This window comes from Aeromonas sp. 2MA4 (genome assembly GCF_029237305.1).
GTDB lineage: Bacteria > Pseudomonadota > Gammaproteobacteria > Enterobacterales > Aeromonadaceae > Aeromonas > Aeromonas salmonicida.
Genome location: NZ_JAACFY010000006.1, coordinates 188,340 through 204,562, shown reverse-complemented (window position 1 = coordinate 204,562; position 16,223 = coordinate 188,340). Strand labels below are relative to the sequence as shown.

Sequence of the window (16,223 nt, the reverse complement as noted above, 5' to 3'; positions counted from 1 at the left end):
CCCTGGCAGGGGTTGCATCAAGGCCCGACTCATTCGTTGATCCGGTATCCAAGACCACGCACAGTCTCAATGAGATCGGCGTGGGTCTTCTTGCGGATCCGGCCGATGAAGACTTCGACGGTATTGGAGTCGCGGTCAAAATCCTGGGCATAGATGTGGTCGATCAGCTCGCTGCGCGACACCACCTTGCCCCTGTGCTGCATCAGGTAGCCCAGCACCCGAAATTCGTGGGCGGTGAGCTTGATGGGGGTGCCTTCGTACCACACCTGGGAGGCCGCCATGTCGAGCCGCACCCCGCCTATCTCCAGGATCGAACTGGCATTGCCCGCCGCCCGTCGCACCAGCGCCTGCACCCGCGCCACCAGCTCCGCCACCTGGAACGGCTTGGTGAGGTAATCGTCGGCACCGGCATTGAGCCCCTCAATCTTCTCGTGCAGCTGGCCGCGGGCGGTCAGTACCAGCACAGGGGTATCGATCCCCTTGCTGCGCCACTCCTTCAGCACGCTCAGGCCATCGCGACCCGGCAGGCCGAGATCCAGAATGATGGCGTCATAAGGCTCGGTCTCGCCGAGAAAGCCGGCCTCGTTGCCATCGTGGCAAAGGTCGGTCACGAAACCGGACAGACGCAGCTGTTCGGCCAGCTGGCCCGCCAGGGTCTTCTCATCTTCAACTATCAGAATTCGCATAAATGGGTATCCAAAGCAGGGTTACTCTTGCGTCAACGGAGATGGGAGGGTTGAACAGTTGTGCCGGGTTGTCAGTTTGGATCCCAACCTGGCACCCACCCAAAGGTCAATCTTCCTCTTGCGGCGGGCGTGGCTCGAACAGCCGCTCGAGATGGTGGCCCTTGAGCCACACCATCTCCAGATTGTCGGCGCGATAGCCGACCTTGATCACGCTGTTCTCGCTGTCGATGAGCTTGAGCTCATACAGCCAGATGCCATCCTCTTCCCCCAGGTCGACGCGCAGCACGCGCACCGGCAGGAGGGAGGCCACCTCCATCACCTCATGAAAGGGCCTGACCCGACCCTCGCTGACAGCTTGTTGCAGCAAGGCCTCGTTCGGCGTGGTCGCCTGCACCATCACGGGCAGCAGCAACCCAAGCAGAGACAGGGCTCTATTCATGGGTGATTCATCTCCAAAAACCTAACATAATGCCGTTTATAGTCTGCCAGCCATGAATCTGGAATGAATATGATCCCACGCAGTTTCCTGCTGATCCTTTGCCTTTTCTCCACCCTTGGCTGGGCGGCTCAGGTGCGTCTCGACATGCCGGCGCTGGTCAAGTTGTTGTTGGCCCAAGGGTACCACGACATTCGGGAAGTGGAGCTGGAAGGGGATAAATTCGAGGTAGAAACCCTGGATGCCGACGAACAGCGAGTGCAGTTGCTGGTCGATGCCTACACGGGCGACATCACCAAAAAAGAGGCCGATTAGGCCTCTTTTGCTATGCGAGTTCTGCGTTGTTATGCCTGAGCGGCAACTCACGCCTCTTTCAGCTTCTGGCGTTGACGCTGACGCTGACGCCAGGGGCGTAGCAACTTCTCCCGCCGTGGCCATAGCAGAGCACAGGCCAGCAGCAGGTAGATGAGTGGTTCCTGCCAGCCACTCTTCACCGACCACCAGTAGTGCACCGGCACCAGCAGGGCAACGGCATAGATCCAGTTGTGCAACTTCTGCCAGGCCGGCCCCATGACCCGCAGCAGGGCGGGGATAGAGGTCAGACTGAGCGCCGCCAGCAACAAGAGCGCCACTGCCCCCACCAGTATGTAGCTGCGCTTCACCAGCTCACCGCCGATGAGCCCCCAGTCGAATTGCAGATCCAGCCCCAGCCACACCATAAAATGCAACCCGGCCCAGGCCGCGCACCAGAGCCCGAGAGGGCGGCGCAGCTTGATGAGCTGCCCCTGCCGCCAGCGCTTGGCGAGCGGTGACACCAGCAGGGTGATCAGCAAAAGATTGAGCGCCCCCTTGCCGAGATAGTGGGTCAAGCCCTGCACAGGATCCCCCCCCAGCAGCCCGGCTGGCAAGGCATACCCCAGCCAGAGCAGAAAGCCGAGGGAACCCAGATGCACCAGCACTCGCAGGCCCTTGGTATGAGCGGTTGTCAGTCTCAGTACCATTGTCTCAGATCCATTCCCTGATAGAGCGAGGCCACCTCGTCGGCATAACCGTTGAACATCAGGGTAGGCTGACGCTTTGCACCGAAGATGCCACCCTCCCCTATGAAGCGCTCGCTGGCCTGACTCCAGCGCGGGTGATCCACCTCCGGGTTGACGTTGGCGTAGAAGCCATATTCGTTCGATGCCAGCAGATTCCAGGTGGTCGGTGGCATCTCTTCCACCAGCCGGATGGAAACTATGCTCTTGATGCTCTTGAAGCCGTACTTCCAGGGCACCACCAGCCGGATCGGTGCCCCGTTCTGGGCGGGCAGCGTCTTGCCATAGAGGCCCATCGCCAGAAAGGAGAGCGGGTTCATCGCCTCGTCGATGCGCAGCCCCTCCACATAGGGATAATCTATGCCCCCTCCAAGAGAACGGGATGCCTGCCCCGGCAACTGCTCGGGATCATAGAGGGTCTCGAAGGCCACGAACTTGGCGCGACTGGTGGGCTCGGCGCGGCGAATGAGCTCCGCCAGACTGATGCCGCTCCAGGGCAGCACCATGGACCAGGCCTCTACGCAGCGCAGCCGATAGATGCGCTCCTCCAGCTCTGTCTTGTTGATGAGGTCCCACACATCCAGGGTGAAGGGCTTGGCCACCTCCCCCTCTACCCGCAGTTGCCACGGCTCGGGCTTGAGGTAGTGAGCATTGCGGGCCGGGTCCCCCTTGTCGGTACCCAGCTCATAGAAGTTGTTGTGGGTGGTGGCCTTCTCCTCCGGGGTGATGATCACGCCCTCAGGTCTGGCGGCGGCGCGAATGTTGAGCGGTCTGGTCGATGCGGCAGGTGCCGGTTTGTCGCCGGAGAAGAGGTCGAGCACGCCAGCCTGAGCGGGAAACGCCAGAGTGGCGGCCCCCAGCCCCAACCCTTTCAGGATAAGACGGCGATCCTGATAAACGGCTTCCGGGGTAACATCCTGTTCGGTGGGATGATGAGAAGAACGGCGCTTGATCAACATGGAAAAACTCCCGGGGCTATGAGGGTAACAACCATAAGACCTGCCCCGGCCGAGTTTTATTTCACGAAAATTTACATGAGCTGGTAAAGGGGCAGAGCCTTGGCCATGGTTCCGACCAGGAACAATGCTACGAATACCAGCAGAGGAACGATCACATTTGGCGCCATCAGACTCACTCCATGAGCAGGACAGGGCTCATAACTATGGTGCAGGGTCGAGCACGCCTCCAATGAATTTTTTTCGCGAGCGCAAGCGTATTCCTGAGTTGAAATGAGTGATGAAGATCACACACAATCTCGCCCCTGCTTGCCGCCCCCCCTGCGCGGGGTAGGCTCCCTTTCTTTACGAATTCCACTACAGAAGAGTCACGCCATGAGCCCATTGATCGCCATCGCCATCACGACCGGGATCCTCTCTGCCGTCTGGGGCTGGGTTGCCGTCACACTCGGCCTCATCTCCTGGGTCGGCTTTCTCGGCTGCACCAGCTACTTCGCCTCCAACGGTGGCTACAAGGCGCTGTTGCAAACCATGCTGTGCAATGGGAGCGGCATGCTATGGGCATTGCTGCTGATCCACGGGGATGCCTGGTGGGGAGCGGGCATGGCGGGCTATATGATGACGGGCGTGGTTGCGACCCTGATGTGTGTGCAGGCAAAGCAGCAGTGGCTGGACTACATTCCCGGCACCTTTGCCGGTTGCTGCGCCACCTTCGGTGCCGCGGGGGAGTGGCGCCTGATACTGCCGTCTCTGGTGATAGGCGCACTACTCGGTTATCTGATGAAAGCGAGCGGGCTCTGGCTCTCCCAGAAAACCCAGAAAGCCCAAACCTCTACCGCCGTAGTCGATCCGGCCTGAATCCTCTCCCCCTATCCAGGGCACCAGTGCAGGGATCGGCATCCTGTTTATTGAGTAGTCATTCCTGCCGGAGTCATGCCTTGGATTTGAAGTTTGCCGCCTCTATGCCGTGCCGATTCAATAACTTGTAGAAATCGGTACGGTTTCTGCCCGCCATGTTGGCCGCCAGGGTCACGTTGCCCTCAGTGGTACGCAGCAGACGGATCAGATACTCCTTCTCGAACTCGGCCCGCGCCTCGTTGAACGAGGGGATGCCACCGCCACCGCCACTCAGGGCGGACTCCACCATGGACACCCCAATCACAGGACTGCAACAGAGGCTCGCCAGCTGTTCCACCACGCTGTAGAGCTGACGCACGTTACCAGGCCAGGCTGCGGCCGCCAGCATGGCCAGCGACTCGGGTGAAAAACCCAGGGCAGCACAGTCATTGTGACGACTGCGATATTCGTCCAGCGCCTGTCTGGCCAGCAGCGGAATGTCTTCACTGCGGGCGCTGAGAGGTGGCAAGGTGATGTTGGCCACATTGAGGCGGTAGAAGAGATCTTCCCGAAAACGCCCCTCTTCCATCGCCGTCACCAGATCCTGATGGCTGGAGCTGATGACCCGCACCTCGGGCGTACCCTGACCGTACTCCTGCAACACCTGCAACAGCTTGGCCTGTAGCGATTCCGACAGATCTCCTATCTCGTCGAGAAACAGGGTCGCGCCTTTGGCTTGTTCGAACAGGCCGGACTGACCGTCCTCGCCAAACAGCTGCAGATCCAGCGCAGGCCACGGCAAGGCAGCGCAGTTGATGACGTGCAGCGGCTTGTCACGGCGACTGCTGGCCTGGTGCAGGGCTTGAGTCATCACCCCTTTGCCTGAGCCGGACGGCCCCATGATCAGCACGGGCACTTCCATGCCGGCTATGCTGTTGGCCTGGATCAGCAACTGTTCCATCTGCGGATTGCGGGTCAGGATCAGCGATTGCCACTCCTGTTGCTGCTTTGGGCGTGTCAGGCTCAACGCATGCTCTATGGTGGCAAACAGCTCATCCTTGTCGATGGGTTTGGTGAGAAAACTGAACACCCCGGAGCGGGTAGCCTGGATGGCATCGGGAATGGTGCCGTGGGCTGTCATTATGATGACAGGCAACCCCAGCCACTGTGACTGGATGCGCTCGAACAGCGCCAGGCCGTCCATGCCGGCCATGCGCAAGTCGCTCAACACCAGATCGGCCCGTTGCTGGCGCAGTCTGTCCAGCGCCCCTTCGGCGCTGTCGGCGGTATCCACTTCGTAGCCCTGGCTGCGCAGGCGCATGCTCATCAGCTTGAGCAGGCTGACATCGTCGTCAACCAGCAGGATCCGGCTCATGGCAGGGCCTCGCCACTGCCGTTGAGCTTGCGTTGATTGAGCTGTTCATCGATGGCGGAGAGCTGTTCAATCTGGCGGCGCAGACGCTGCACCTCCTGACTCTGGTCGTCACGACGGCTGTCACGTACCAGCAGCTCCTTACCCAGCGCAATCCAGCTGCGCAGGAAAGCCTGGGCATCGAGCCCAAGCTCGGGCAGCAGGCTCTTGAGTTTGTCCAGCCCGGCCCGACGGTTTGCCACCGACTCGGAGGGGTGGGTATTGACCATGGCCAGACTGACCCGGCTCTCGACATCGGTCGCACCCTTGAGGCGCTGACGCTCCTGCACCCGCTGCTGAGCGTGACTGGCCAGCAACCAGTCCGAGTATTGCAGGCGTACCTGCATCTCCTTGTTGGCAAACTCCATGCGCTTGGCGAGGGCGAGATCCGGCGACGCCGCCGGGTCACCCGCTGGCAGCAAAGAACAGCCTGTGAGCAGGCCCATCATCAATACCGGAACAACACATTGTTTCATCTTTTGCTTCACTTCAACGTCAACCGGAAACAGACATCAGCCTGTTCGTCTTCAATCAATACCAATTCACCGCCAAGGCTCATCGCCGACTCGCGGGCGATGGAAAGCCCCATGCCGGAGCCTTTCAACAAACCTTGCCGCACTATACTGCCCTGCTCGAATGGCTCGAAGATCCGCTCCCGTTCGGCTACCGGAATGACGGGCCCTTCGTTGGCCACCTCCAGCCAGCCGCCGTTGGCATCCTGCCCGGCGCGGATCCAGATCTGGCCACCCCTGGCGCCATAGCTGACCGCATTGGAAAACAGATTATCGAGGATCAACCGCAAGCGATACGGCTCCGCCTGCAGCATGATGGGATCGGTCGGCAAGTGTACACTGATTTGTTTGGATTCCAGCGCCAGCCGGTACTCTGCGGTCAACTCTGACAGCAAGGGCGCCAGCGCCACCGGCGTCAGGGTAAACACCTCCTGCTGGCTGAGGCGGTTGAAATCGAGCAGACGTTCGATCAGGGTCTGCAATCGGCGACTGTTCTCCTCCAGCATCTGGCAGATCTCCTGCTGATCCGGCGTAAGCGGCCCCACCAGCTGCTCGCCAAGCAGGTCCGAGCCCTCCCGCAGCACCGCCAGCGGCGTCTTGAGCTCATGGGAAACATGGCGCAGGAACTGGTATTTCTGCTGTTCCAGCTCCTTGAGCTTGTCGTGCAACCAGTTGATCCGCTCCCCCAATACCACCAACTCTGCCGGCCCGTCCACGGGTCGTTTGTCCGGCTCCACACCCGCACCCAGACTCAAGATCCGCGACTCAATCTGACGCACAGGGTGGATAATCAGATAGGTAAACAACAACACCAGCAGCAGGCTGAGCACGGCTACGAAACCGCTGACCCACCAGATCTCTCTCATCAATTCTGCAATCATGGCGCGTACCCGGCTCACATGCTCATCGACCTGACCTCGGGTAATCACTTCAAGCTGCTGATTAATTTGATTAAATTCATCAAATTGCGGGCTGGCCGAGGCGGCTCTGGCCTGGGCCAGATCCTGCAGGCTCTCGAGCCAGGCCAGCGCCTGCTCGAGGCCGGTGTAAGCCTCAGCATCCGGGATCGAGCCCTGATGAGCGGCGAGCAGGCTGCGGTAACTGGCAAGCTGCTGCTGGTAACTGGCCAGGATGCGCTCATCCCCCAGTACCGCATAACGGCGAAGAGTACGTTCCAGATCAATGGCCTGGGTTGTGAGCAGGGTCGCCCGACGGGTATCGCGCACCGCCCGCTCCAGCTCGTCGCTGGTCAACTGGCTCAAGTGTTCGAGGGCCTGACTGTCGTGCCAGATCATGCCGCCCAGCGGCATCAATACCAGGACGAAGCCCATCAATACCACTTGCAGCAAGGAACGTGGGCGTACCTTGGTCATCTTGTGCTGTCTCGATTCATCATGGGTGGGTCAGCATATCTGCACTCCCCCAAAAAGCAAAACCGGCCAAGAGGCCGGTTCATACCGCAAATGAGGGACGGGGTTCACGCCAGACCGACGGATGCCACACAGATAATCAGGATCATTGCCAACGCGCTGGATGCGGTCAACAGTGCCCATTTCAGTTCCACACTCATGCAAACCTCCTTTCTTGCCAACAAGAGCCTGATCACAACAGACAAATGTATGTTAATGCATAGTTAATCCCATAACCGTGAGCCGTGTATACATTTCAGATGAGCCCAACCCAAGGATCGGTGAGCATGTTCTATCTGTGCAGCATTGGATCGAATCTTGATCCCCATATTCACGTCAGTCAGGTGGTTGGCGAACTGCTTGAACACTTTGGCCGCCTGCAGCTGAGTTCGGTGATCCAGACCAAACCGGTGGGAATGCACTCCAGGCACGACTTCCTCAACTGCCTGTTCGTTGCCGAAAGCGGGCTGACAACCCAGCAGTTGAAAACCCTCTTCATCGCCATGGAACTGGCCCATGGCCGTGATCGCAGCGATCCGAACTGCAAGGTGCTCGACCGGCCGCTGGATATCGACATTCTAGCCAGCAGTGCCGCAGACGATTTTGCCGCGACTCGCGTCGATGCCTATCTCAATGAACTGCTGGCCGAACTGTATGGCCAGGGAGAAGTGCATGACCGCAAGGTCACGCTGCCACTGCATACCCGGCTGATGAAGGGCAAGGTGATCGAAGAGCTGCAGGTAGGCTTGACCCCCTTGCGGCTCAGTCAGGGTTCAGATGACCGCCAGGCTGCGGCCGCCATCTACCCGGATGCTGGCCCCAGTCATGTAGTCGTTCCCCATCAGTAGCTGCACCGCCTGCCAGATAGGCTCAAGCCCGCCTTCCCGCGCCAGCGGCGTCTTCGCCAGCACTTGCTGGCGCCACGCGTCGCCATGTTCGTCGAGAAACAGGATAGGGCCCGGCTCTATGGTGTTGACCCGGATGGCAGGCGCCAGTTCGCGGGCAAAGCTCATGGCAAGGGAGTGGGCTCCGGCCTTGGTGGCCACATAGCTGGCAAACTGGGGTGCCGGAGCGTGAATGTAGATATCCGTGATATGGATGATGCTGGCATTGGCATTGCGGGCCAGCTGGGGCGCCAGCGCCCGGTTGAGCCGAAATGGCGCCGCCATGTGTACCCGATAGAACTGATCGAACTGGGCCAGCTGCGCTGCAGCATCTGCCGCCTCTGGTTCGAAGGCCGAGGCGTTGTGGATCACCAAGGCCAGATCCTGCTGTGATGCCAACACCTCAATGAGCTGGCCGACCTGCTCTTCACAAGCAAAATCCGCCTGCACCAGCGTCACTCCCAGGGCGCGCAGCCGAGCCAGCTCGGGTCGCTCGCTGCGATAGCTTCCAGTTACCTGCCAACCTGCCGCCACCAGCTGTTCACACAGGTAGAAACCGAGTCGACGGCCACAGCCCGTTACCAATGCACGCATAACCTCTCCTTTTGTCATTGCTCACCAGCCACTGGCATACCCGCGACGGCGACACCTATCAATCCCCATGGCACAAACCACTGGCCTTGTCCGCCTCACAGCGCCCATAGTGGCACTACACCCCGCATCTGGAGCCATCATATGCTACATATTCGCGATCACATGAGTCGCCTGACCCACTTCCTCACCCCGCAACTCGGCCTGGCCGAAGCGCTGGATCGGCTGCACCACTCAGGGCTGAGCGGCCTGCCTGTGCTGGATGACCAACAACAGCTGGTCGGGTTTCTCTCCGAACAGGACTGCATTCCCAGTCTGATCACCGGCAGCTACCACTGCGATACCCGCACTCAAGTGGAAGACATAATGAGCCGGACGCCTCTCTCGGTCGACCCGGACGACAGTATTCTGGATCTGGCGCGCCAGATGACCGGGGCAAAACCCAAGATCTATCCGGTGCTGGAGCAGGGCAAAGTGATCGGCATCATCAGCCGCCATCAAGTGATGCAAGCCCTCAATCAGCAGATGAAAGGCTGCCATCAGACCTAAATCTGGTAACGCCCCTTGTCACCGATGTCGAAGTGCAGGGGCATCCGCCACTTTGCCAGACAGAGCAAACCAAGCAACAGGCCGCACGCCAGGGCAACCGGCGCGGCTGCCCAGCCCAGTTGCGCCCACTCCAGTCCCCACAGCAACGGCAACAACAGGGGCAGCGCCTTGATGCCCGGAATGGCGAAGCAGAACTGCTCCTTGAACGCCAGCCCGGAGAGCGTCGCCAACGACGCTCCCAATACCAGCACCTCGGGTGCTCCGCTGGCACTCAGCACCAGGCCACCCCAGGCAAACACCTGCAAGATGAAACGGATGCGCTTGTCATAGACATGCAGACAGAGTCCGCATACCCCGCAGACCACCACCAACGCCGTCAACCAGACTGAGGGCGCTAAAAAATCCTGCCCGATCAGCAGGCTGGCCCCTCGACACACCAGCAATAAAGCTGCCAGACTCAAGCCAAGACGATAGAAGCGGACAGATAACCTGTCGATGCCATCCAACTCACTTTCGATTTCAGGATTTGCCATCCGGGTCGTCTCTGTTGAATATTCGGGCCAATATACTTGAATCATGCCCATGAGCGATTCCCTATTCCGTGCAGGAGATTTGGTTTGCGAAAGTTACCCCTGCTCTGTCTGCTGTTCCCTCTCTGGCTCCAGGCCAAAGAGCTGGTCATAGGCGGCACCCTTGAGCCACCATTGAAGTTTCTGGATGACAAGGCCCAGCCTGGCGGACTCGATGTGGACGTGGTCACCGCCATCTTCAACAAGCTCAAGATCCCCATCAAGATCGAACTGACCGATGCGGGTGCCCGCCTCACCCGCAATGCCGAGACCGGCGTGTATGACCTTGTGATGACCCACTCCTACAAGCCGGAGCGAGAGAGCTACCTGCTCTATCCACAGCAGTCCCATCTGCGCCACAGCTGGCACTTCTTCGTACGCAAGGCCGATATGCTGAGGATCCGCTACGATACCCTGGAAGACCTCAAACCCTGGCGCATCGGGCTGACCAAGGATTTTGCCTACACTCCCGAACTGGCTGCGGCGCTCAAAGACCCCGCCTATCAGATCCAGGAGATCCCCATCAACCAGCTGCAACTGCGCAAACTGATCGCCGGGCGCATCGATACTGTGCCCATGCCGCTGGTTACCGCCTTCGCCCAGATCAGAGAGGAGGGGCTGGAGGGCAAACTCGATTACCTGCCCAAGCCACTCAAGGCCAGCCCCTACTACACCGCCTGGACCAGGGCCCGGGCCGATGCCGATACACCAGCCATGATGGCAGCCTACGATGCCGAGTTGTTGCGCATGAAGCGGGATGGCCGACTCAAGGCTATCTACGACAAGTACGGCATTCCCTATATCGAACCCTGATCCCGACGGTCAGGCGGCTCGTCACGGTTTCACATCCCTCAATATCGGGTTCTGCAGCGAAATGAGCGTTTCGGTGGACTGTATCTCGTCTATGGTCTGGATCTTGTGGATCAGCACAGTCTGCAACTCGTCGATGGAGCGGGTCATCACCTTCATGAAAATACTGTAGTGACCCGTGGTGTAGTAGGCCTCCACCACCTCGTCCAGCGCCTGCAACTTGGCCAGTGCAGAGGGATAATCCTTGGCGCTTTTGAGATTGATCCCGATGAAGCAACAGACGTCGTAACCCAGCTTCTTGGGGTTCACCTGCACCCGGGTTCCCTCGATGATCCCCGCCTGCTTCATCTTCTCCACCCGCACATGGATGGTACCCGGGCTGACCGCCAGCTGTTTGGCCAACTCGGCATAAGGGATCCGCGCATTCTCCATCAGGGCGGTGAGGATGGCCTGATCGAGATTATCGATCCGATAATTTTCCGGCACTTTTTTGCACTCCCGTTGACGATACCTCATTAATTTGAGGTATATTTTGAATAAAAAAATGTGTAAAGCCTATTTCTATTATCGAATATTGAATTTAGTGTTCATTATGTTGAAGAATCGTCACATCCAACGGGTTCTAGACAGGTATTCAGCATGAAACAGCACTACATTCGCAGCCAACAGCAGATCAGCTTCGTCAAAGAGATGTTCTCCCGCCAACTCGCCCAGCAACTGGGCCTGATGGAGGTGCAAGCCCCCATTCTGAGCCGGGTCGGAGATGGTACTCAGGACAACCTGTCAGGCAGCGAGAATGCGGTGCAGGTCAAGGTGAAGACACTCCCCGGACACAGCTACGAAGTGGTTCACTCCCTTGCCAAGTGGAAGCGCCAGACCCTGGGTCGCTTCGGCTTCGGCCCGGGTGAAGGCATCTACACCCACATGAAGGCGCTGCGCCCGGACGAAGACAAGCTCACCCCCATCCACTCCGTCTACGTGGATCAGTGGGACTGGGAGAAGGTGATGCCGAGCGAGCGCCGCGATCTCGCCTATCTGCAAGAAACCGTGCGCGGCATCTGGGCCGCCATCAAGGCCACCGAGCGTGCCGTCTGCGCCGAACACGAACTGACTCCCTTCCTGCCGGGCGAGATCCAGTTCCTCCACAGCGAAGCGCTGCTGGCCCGTTACCCGGATCTCGATGCCAAGGGACGCGAACGCGCCATCGCCAAGGAGCTGGGTGCAGTCTTCCTCATCGGCATCGGCGGCGCCCTCTCCCACGGCGAGCGTCACGATGTGCGCGCCCCGGACTATGACGACTGGAGCAGCCACAGCGAACTGGGTCTGGCGGGTCTGAACGGTGACATTCTGGTGTGGAACCCTGTGCTGGAAGACAGCTTCGAGATCTCCTCCATGGGGATCCGGGTGGACGCAGAGGCCCTGCGCCGCCAGCTCGCCATCACAGGTGATGAAGGTCGCCTGCAATATGACTGGCACCAGGATCTGCTGGCAGAGCGGATGCCGCAGACCATAGGGGGCGGCATAGGCCAATCCCGTCTGGCCATGTTGCTGCTGCAAAAAGAGCATATAGGTCAGGTTCAGGTCGGCGTTTGGCCCTCAGAGATGAAGGCCGCCATCCCTGGCATGCTGTAAGCAAGATGATTCAATGGGTCTGACCCGCATGCTGCGGCGTTCAGGTCAGGCCTGACAGGTGTGTGGCCGCCCGGGATGAGAGAGCGCATCACGGGCATGCTGTAAGGAGAGGATCATTCCGACCCTCTGCGAAACCGGGGCTTGCCCCTGCGACCCGCTCAACCCACGTCAGGTCGCATGACTACATTCCTCCCGGCAATCTTAGGATTGCCATTTTTTTATTCTCCGATATCACAGCCGACAGATATGACAACGCCAGCCCGAGGGCTGGCGTTGTTGGCATCGACACAGTTCGGTTTACTGGTTCATGGTCAGGCCGTTGCTGTCGGCCCCCAGCAGCAGTTTCTTGCCGGGAACGATGCGACCGGAGAGCAGTGCCTGGGCCAGCGGGTTTTCCACCTTGTGCTGGATCGCCCGCTTGAGGGGCCGTGCCCCGTAGACGGGGTCGAACCCGGCATGCACCAGCTTCTCGAGCAGCGCCTCGCTCACCTCCACCTCGTAACCCTGAGCCTCCAGACGACCCATCAGGCTCTTGAGCTGGATGCGGGCAATGGACTTGATGTGATCCTCGCCGAGCGGATGGAACACCACTGTCTCGTCGATCCGGTTGATGAACTCCGGTCGGAAGCTGCGGGTCAGCACCTCCATCAGCAGGGCCTTCATCTCGTCGTAATCCTTCTCGGAGTGGTGCTCCTGGATCAGATCCGACCCCAGGTTGGAAGTCATGATCACCACAGAGTTGCGGAAATCGACAGTGCGGCCCTGACCGTCGGTCAGGCGGCCATCATCGAGCACCTGCAGCAGTATGTTGAACACATCCGGGTGCGCCTTCTCCACTTCGTCGAGCAGGATCACCGAGTAGGGGCGACGGCGTACCGCCTCGGTCAGGTAACCCCCCTCTTCGTAACCCACATAGCCGGGAGGCGCCCCCACCAGACGGGCCACACTGTGTTTCTCCATGAACTCGGACATGTCGATCCGCACCATGGCATCCTGGGTATCGAACAGGAACTCGGCCAGCGCCTTGCACAGCTCTGTCTTGCCCACCCCGGTCGGCCCGAGGAACAAGAAGGAACCTATGGGCCGGTTCGGATCGGAGAGCCCGGCACGGGAGCGACGAATGGCGTTGGAGACGGCCTCGACCGCTTCCTCCTGACCGATCACCCGGCTGTGCAGCTTCTCTTCCATCCGCAGCAGCTTGTCACGCTCCCCTTCCAGCATGCGCGCCACCGGAATGCCGGTCCAGCGGGCCAGCACATCCGCGATCTCCACGTCGGTGACGCGGTTGCGCAGCAGGCTGGTCTCCTGCATCTCTGCCTGGGTAGCGAGATCCAGCTGTTTCTCCAGCTCGGGGATGCGGCCGTACTGCAGCTCTGACATGCGACCGAGATCGCCGGCGCGACGCGCCACGTCGAGATCCTGACGGGCCTGTTCCAGCGCCGCCTTGATGTGCTGGGTACCGGCGAGGGCAGCCTTCTCGGCCTTCCACACCTCATCCAGCTCGTTGTACTCCCGATCCTTTTCGCCAATCTCCTTGCTGATGAGATCCAAGCGCTTGCGGCTGGCATCGTCATCCTCTTTCATCAACGCCTGCTGCTCCAGTTTCAACTGGATGATGCGTCGCTCAAGCCGGTCGAGAGACTCCGGCTTGGAGTCAATCTGCAGACGAATGCTGGCGGCGGCCTCGTCGATGAGGTCGATGGCCTTGTCCGGCAGCTGGCGATCCGCGATATAGCGATGAGACAGCTGGGCTGCCGCCACAATGGCGGGGTCGGTGATCTGCACATGGTGGTGCAGTTCATAACGCTCTTTCAGGCCGCGCAGTATGGCGATGGTGTCCTCCACACTCGGCTCTTCCACCAGCACCTTCTGGAAGCGGCGCTCGAGGGCTGCATCCTTCTCTATGTACTGGCGGTACTCATCCAGCGTGGTGGCACCGACGCAGTGCAGGTCGCCACGGGCCAGCGCGGGCTTGAGCATGTTGCCCGCGTCCATGGCGCCCTCGCCTTTACCGGCGCCGACCATGGTGTGCAGCTCGTCGATGAAGAGGATGACGTTGCCCTCCTCCTTGGCCAGATCGCTCAGCACGGCTTTCAGCCGCTCTTCAAACTCGCCGCGATACTTGGCACCGGCCACCAGGGACCCCATATCCAGCGACAATACCCGCTTGTTCTTGAGCCCTTCCGGCACTTCACCGTTAATGATGCGCTGGGCCAGCCCTTCGACAATGGCGGTCTTGCCGACGCCAGGGGCACCGATCAGCACAGGGTTGTTCTTGGTCCGGCGTTGCAGCACCTGTATGGTGCGGCGGATCTCTTCGTCGCGACCGATCACGGGATCCAGCTTGCCGAGTTCGGCCCGCTCCGTGAGGTCTATGGTGTATTTCTCCAGCGCCTGGCGATTCTCCTCGGCGTTGGCATCATCGATCTTTCTGCCGCCACGCACCTTGTCGATGGCAGCTTCGAGTTTCTCTTTGGTCAGCCCCTGGGCACGCAGCAGCTCACCCAGGTTGCCCTTCTCGTCGAGGGCCGCCAGCACGAACAGCTCGGAAGAGATGAACTGATCCTTGCGCTGCTGGGCCAGCTTGTCACAGACGTTGAGCAGGCGACCGAGGCCGCTGGAGAGCTGAACGTCGCCCTCCACGCCGCTCACCTTGGGCAGTCGATCCAGCTCAATCCCCAGGCGTGAGCGCAGGGTATTGATGTCCATCCCGGTCAGGGTGAGCAGTGGACGAATGGAGCCGCCATCCTGATTGACCAGCGCAGTCATCAGATGGACGGGTTCGATAAATTGGTGATCACGACCCAGTGCAAGAGACTGGGCATCGGAAATAGCAATCTGGAATTTGCTGGTAAGACGATCGAGGCGCATTGCACTCCCCCTTCAAGGCAGACGCCGCTTGCGCGGCAAACAACATAACTTTCTGACAAGAAAGATGAGGCCCGTACGGGTTATTTCAAGGGCAAGAGCTGGTTATTTTTTCTGCAAGGCGGGGATGGGCTGGATCCCGGCCCTTTTCCGGAGAAAAGAACCGGGCACAGGCTATTTTGCCAGCCAGACAAGCGATGCCATGCGGCCAGTCTGGCCATCGCGGCGATACGAGTAAAAACGCTCGCCATCGCCGAAGGTGCAGAACTCGCCACCGTAAACGGCGCCGACCCCGGCACGGGCCAGCCGCAGCCTGGCCAACAAGTAGATATCCGCCAGCCATTTCCCCTCATTGGATGAAGGTACGAATGCAGCTTCTGCTTCGGCCTGCTGCGCCATAAAGGCGTCGCGCACTTCACCCCCCACTTCGAAGGCCCCGGGGCCTATGGCGGGGCCAAGCCAGGCGAGGATATCGGCAGGATGGCACCCCATGGCCTGAATGCTGGCTTCCAGTACGCCACCCTGCTCATTGCCCAACAATCCGCGCCAACCGGCATGGGCGGCCGCCACCACAGTACCTGCCCGATCGCAAAAGAGCACCGGCAGGCAATCGGCTGTCATCACTATGCAGGCCAGCTCCGCCTCATGGGCACAGGCTGCATCGGCATCCGGCACGACATCATACTGGTTGCTAACCTGATGCACTGCGGTGCCATGCACCTGATTGAGCCAGTTGAGGGACCCTGGGATCTGTACCGCCTGCTGCAGGCGGGCCCGATTGGCCTCAACCCGCGCCACTTCATCACCCACATGGGCTCCCAGGTTGAGACCGGCGAAGACACCCTGGCTCACACCGCCATCCCGGGTGGTCGACAGCGCTCTGACACGAGCCGGTGCCGGCCAGTCGGGTTCGATCCATTTCATCTGAGGCTCCTCTCACATTTCTACATATAAAAACGGGGCTCCTTCGCTGTTGCCAGTCAAGGAGCCCCGTTCCAGGCATGATTCAAGGCCGGGCAACGGCAGAAACCGTCGC

19 protein-coding genes are annotated in these 16,223 nt (G+C 59.9%); 6 read left to right on the top strand and 13 right to left on the bottom strand.

All coding sequences use genetic code 11. From position 1 onward, the window contains the following. Positions 1–29 precede the first annotated feature (29 nt). Together GWQ31_RS09070 and GWQ31_RS09065 are read right to left on the bottom strand one after the other, a co-directional pair. The gene (locus GWQ31_RS09070) at positions 30–686 is read right to left on the bottom strand and encodes a response regulator transcription factor (protein WP_005318517.1); all 657 of its coding nucleotides are present in this window, start codon (positions 684–686) and stop codon (positions 30–32) included. Positions 687–792: 106 nt separating this feature from the next. Continuing rightward, positions 793–1,125, bottom strand: a complete 333-nt coding sequence (locus GWQ31_RS09065) for a hypothetical protein (RefSeq protein WP_275909170.1) — start codon at positions 1,123–1,125, stop codon at positions 793–795. Positions 1,126–1,188: 63 nt separating this feature from the next. Here GWQ31_RS09065 and GWQ31_RS09060 point away from each other — a divergent pair, with 63 nt between their 5' ends. Beyond that, entirely contained in the window at positions 1,189–1,437 is a 249-nt protein-coding gene (locus GWQ31_RS09060) for a PepSY domain-containing protein (RefSeq protein ID WP_021139857.1), read from the top strand. 47 nt (positions 1,438–1,484) lie between these two features. Here the strand turns inward: GWQ31_RS09060 and msrQ are convergent, their stop codons facing one another. Further along, entirely contained in the window at positions 1,485–2,123 is a 639-nt protein-coding gene (msrQ, locus tag GWQ31_RS09055; protein ID WP_275909169.1) for a protein-methionine-sulfoxide reductase heme-binding subunit MsrQ, read from the bottom strand. Next, positions 2,114–3,118 (bottom strand): protein-methionine-sulfoxide reductase catalytic subunit MsrP, encoded by a 1,005-nt coding sequence (gene msrP / locus GWQ31_RS09050; protein WP_169046975.1) that lies wholly within the window; start codon positions 3,116–3,118, stop codon positions 2,114–2,116. The genes msrQ and msrP overlap by 10 nt, the downstream gene beginning before the upstream one ends. A 372-nt stretch (positions 3,119–3,490) precedes the next feature. Here msrP and GWQ31_RS09045 point away from each other — a divergent pair, with 372 nt between their 5' ends. Beyond that, entirely contained in the window at positions 3,491–3,973 is a 483-nt protein-coding gene (locus GWQ31_RS09045; RefSeq protein WP_275909168.1) for a DUF1097 domain-containing protein, read from the top strand. Between the two features lie 73 nt (positions 3,974–4,046). Here the strand turns inward: GWQ31_RS09045 and GWQ31_RS09040 are convergent, their stop codons facing one another. The 4 genes from GWQ31_RS09040 to GWQ31_RS09025 form a co-directional block, all read right to left on the bottom strand. Continuing rightward, entirely contained in the window at positions 4,047–5,327 is a 1,281-nt protein-coding gene (locus GWQ31_RS09040) for a sigma 54-interacting transcriptional regulator (RefSeq protein WP_212540817.1), read from the bottom strand. Continuing rightward, the gene (locus tag GWQ31_RS09035; protein ID WP_275909167.1) at positions 5,324–5,839 is read right to left on the bottom strand and encodes a hypothetical protein; all 516 of its coding nucleotides are present in this window, start codon (positions 5,837–5,839) and stop codon (positions 5,324–5,326) included. The genes GWQ31_RS09040 and GWQ31_RS09035 overlap by 4 nt, the downstream gene beginning before the upstream one ends. 8 nt (positions 5,840–5,847) lie before the next feature. Next, on the bottom strand, positions 5,848–7,248 hold the full coding sequence (locus tag GWQ31_RS09030; protein WP_265422536.1) for an ATP-binding protein: 1,401 nt from the start codon (positions 7,246–7,248) through the stop codon (positions 5,848–5,850). Between the two features lie 104 nt (positions 7,249–7,352). Then, positions 7,353–7,445, bottom strand: a complete 93-nt coding sequence (locus tag GWQ31_RS09025) for a YnhF family membrane protein (RefSeq protein ID WP_096071838.1) — start codon at positions 7,443–7,445, stop codon at positions 7,353–7,355. Between the two features lie 126 nt (positions 7,446–7,571). Between GWQ31_RS09025 and GWQ31_RS09020 the strand changes: the two genes are divergently transcribed. Next, a complete protein-coding gene (locus GWQ31_RS09020) occupies positions 7,572–8,132 on the top strand; it encodes a 2-amino-4-hydroxy-6-hydroxymethyldihydropteridine diphosphokinase (RefSeq protein ID WP_111588570.1) in 561 nt (186 codons plus the stop codon). On the opposite strand, the gene GWQ31_RS09015 is transcribed toward GWQ31_RS09020, so the two are convergent. Then, on the bottom strand, positions 8,058–8,762 hold the full coding sequence (locus GWQ31_RS09015; RefSeq protein ID WP_111588569.1) for an SDR family oxidoreductase: 705 nt from the start codon (positions 8,760–8,762) through the stop codon (positions 8,058–8,060). The genes GWQ31_RS09020 and GWQ31_RS09015 overlap by 75 nt on opposite strands. A gap of 141 nt (positions 8,763–8,903) precedes the next feature. Here GWQ31_RS09015 and GWQ31_RS09010 point away from each other — a divergent pair, with 141 nt between their 5' ends. After that, positions 8,904–9,308, top strand: coding sequence for a CBS domain-containing protein (locus GWQ31_RS09010; RefSeq protein WP_275909166.1), 405 nt, complete (start codon positions 8,904–8,906; stop codon positions 9,306–9,308). Here GWQ31_RS09010 and GWQ31_RS09005 read toward each other — a convergent pair. Beyond that, positions 9,305–9,841: a DUF2301 domain-containing membrane protein gene (locus tag GWQ31_RS09005; protein WP_265422535.1), complete on the bottom strand. Its 537-nt coding sequence runs from the start codon at positions 9,839–9,841 to the stop codon at positions 9,305–9,307. The genes GWQ31_RS09010 and GWQ31_RS09005 overlap by 4 nt on opposite strands. An 84-nt stretch (positions 9,842–9,925) precedes the next feature. On the opposite strand from GWQ31_RS09005, the gene GWQ31_RS09000 reads away from it, so the two are divergent. Continuing rightward, on the top strand, positions 9,926–10,690 hold the full coding sequence (locus tag GWQ31_RS09000) for a transporter substrate-binding domain-containing protein (protein WP_275909165.1): 765 nt from the start codon (positions 9,926–9,928) through the stop codon (positions 10,688–10,690). A gap of 21 nt (positions 10,691–10,711) precedes the next feature. Here the strand turns inward: GWQ31_RS09000 and asnC are convergent, their stop codons facing one another. Next, positions 10,712–11,173 carry a transcriptional regulator AsnC gene (asnC, locus tag GWQ31_RS08995; RefSeq protein WP_005318482.1) on the bottom strand — a complete coding sequence of 154 codons (462 nt, stop codon included), beginning with the start codon at positions 11,171–11,173 and terminating at the stop codon, positions 10,712–10,714. A 153-nt stretch (positions 11,174–11,326) separates the two neighbouring features. On the opposite strand from asnC, the gene asnA reads away from it, so the two are divergent. Next, positions 11,327–12,319, top strand: coding sequence for an aspartate--ammonia ligase (asnA, locus tag GWQ31_RS08990; RefSeq protein ID WP_087756978.1), 993 nt, complete (start codon positions 11,327–11,329; stop codon positions 12,317–12,319). A 297-nt stretch (positions 12,320–12,616) separates the two neighbouring features. Here the strand turns inward: asnA and clpB are convergent, their stop codons facing one another. Together clpB and pgeF are read right to left on the bottom strand one after the other, a co-directional pair. Further along, positions 12,617–15,190, bottom strand: a complete 2,574-nt coding sequence (clpB, locus tag GWQ31_RS08985) for an ATP-dependent chaperone ClpB (protein ID WP_059168198.1) — start codon at positions 15,188–15,190, stop codon at positions 12,617–12,619. 171 nt (positions 15,191–15,361) lie between these two features. Continuing rightward, entirely contained in the window at positions 15,362–16,111 is a 750-nt protein-coding gene (pgeF, locus tag GWQ31_RS08980) for a peptidoglycan editing factor PgeF (protein ID WP_265461763.1), read from the bottom strand. Positions 16,112–16,223 lie beyond the last annotated feature (112 nt).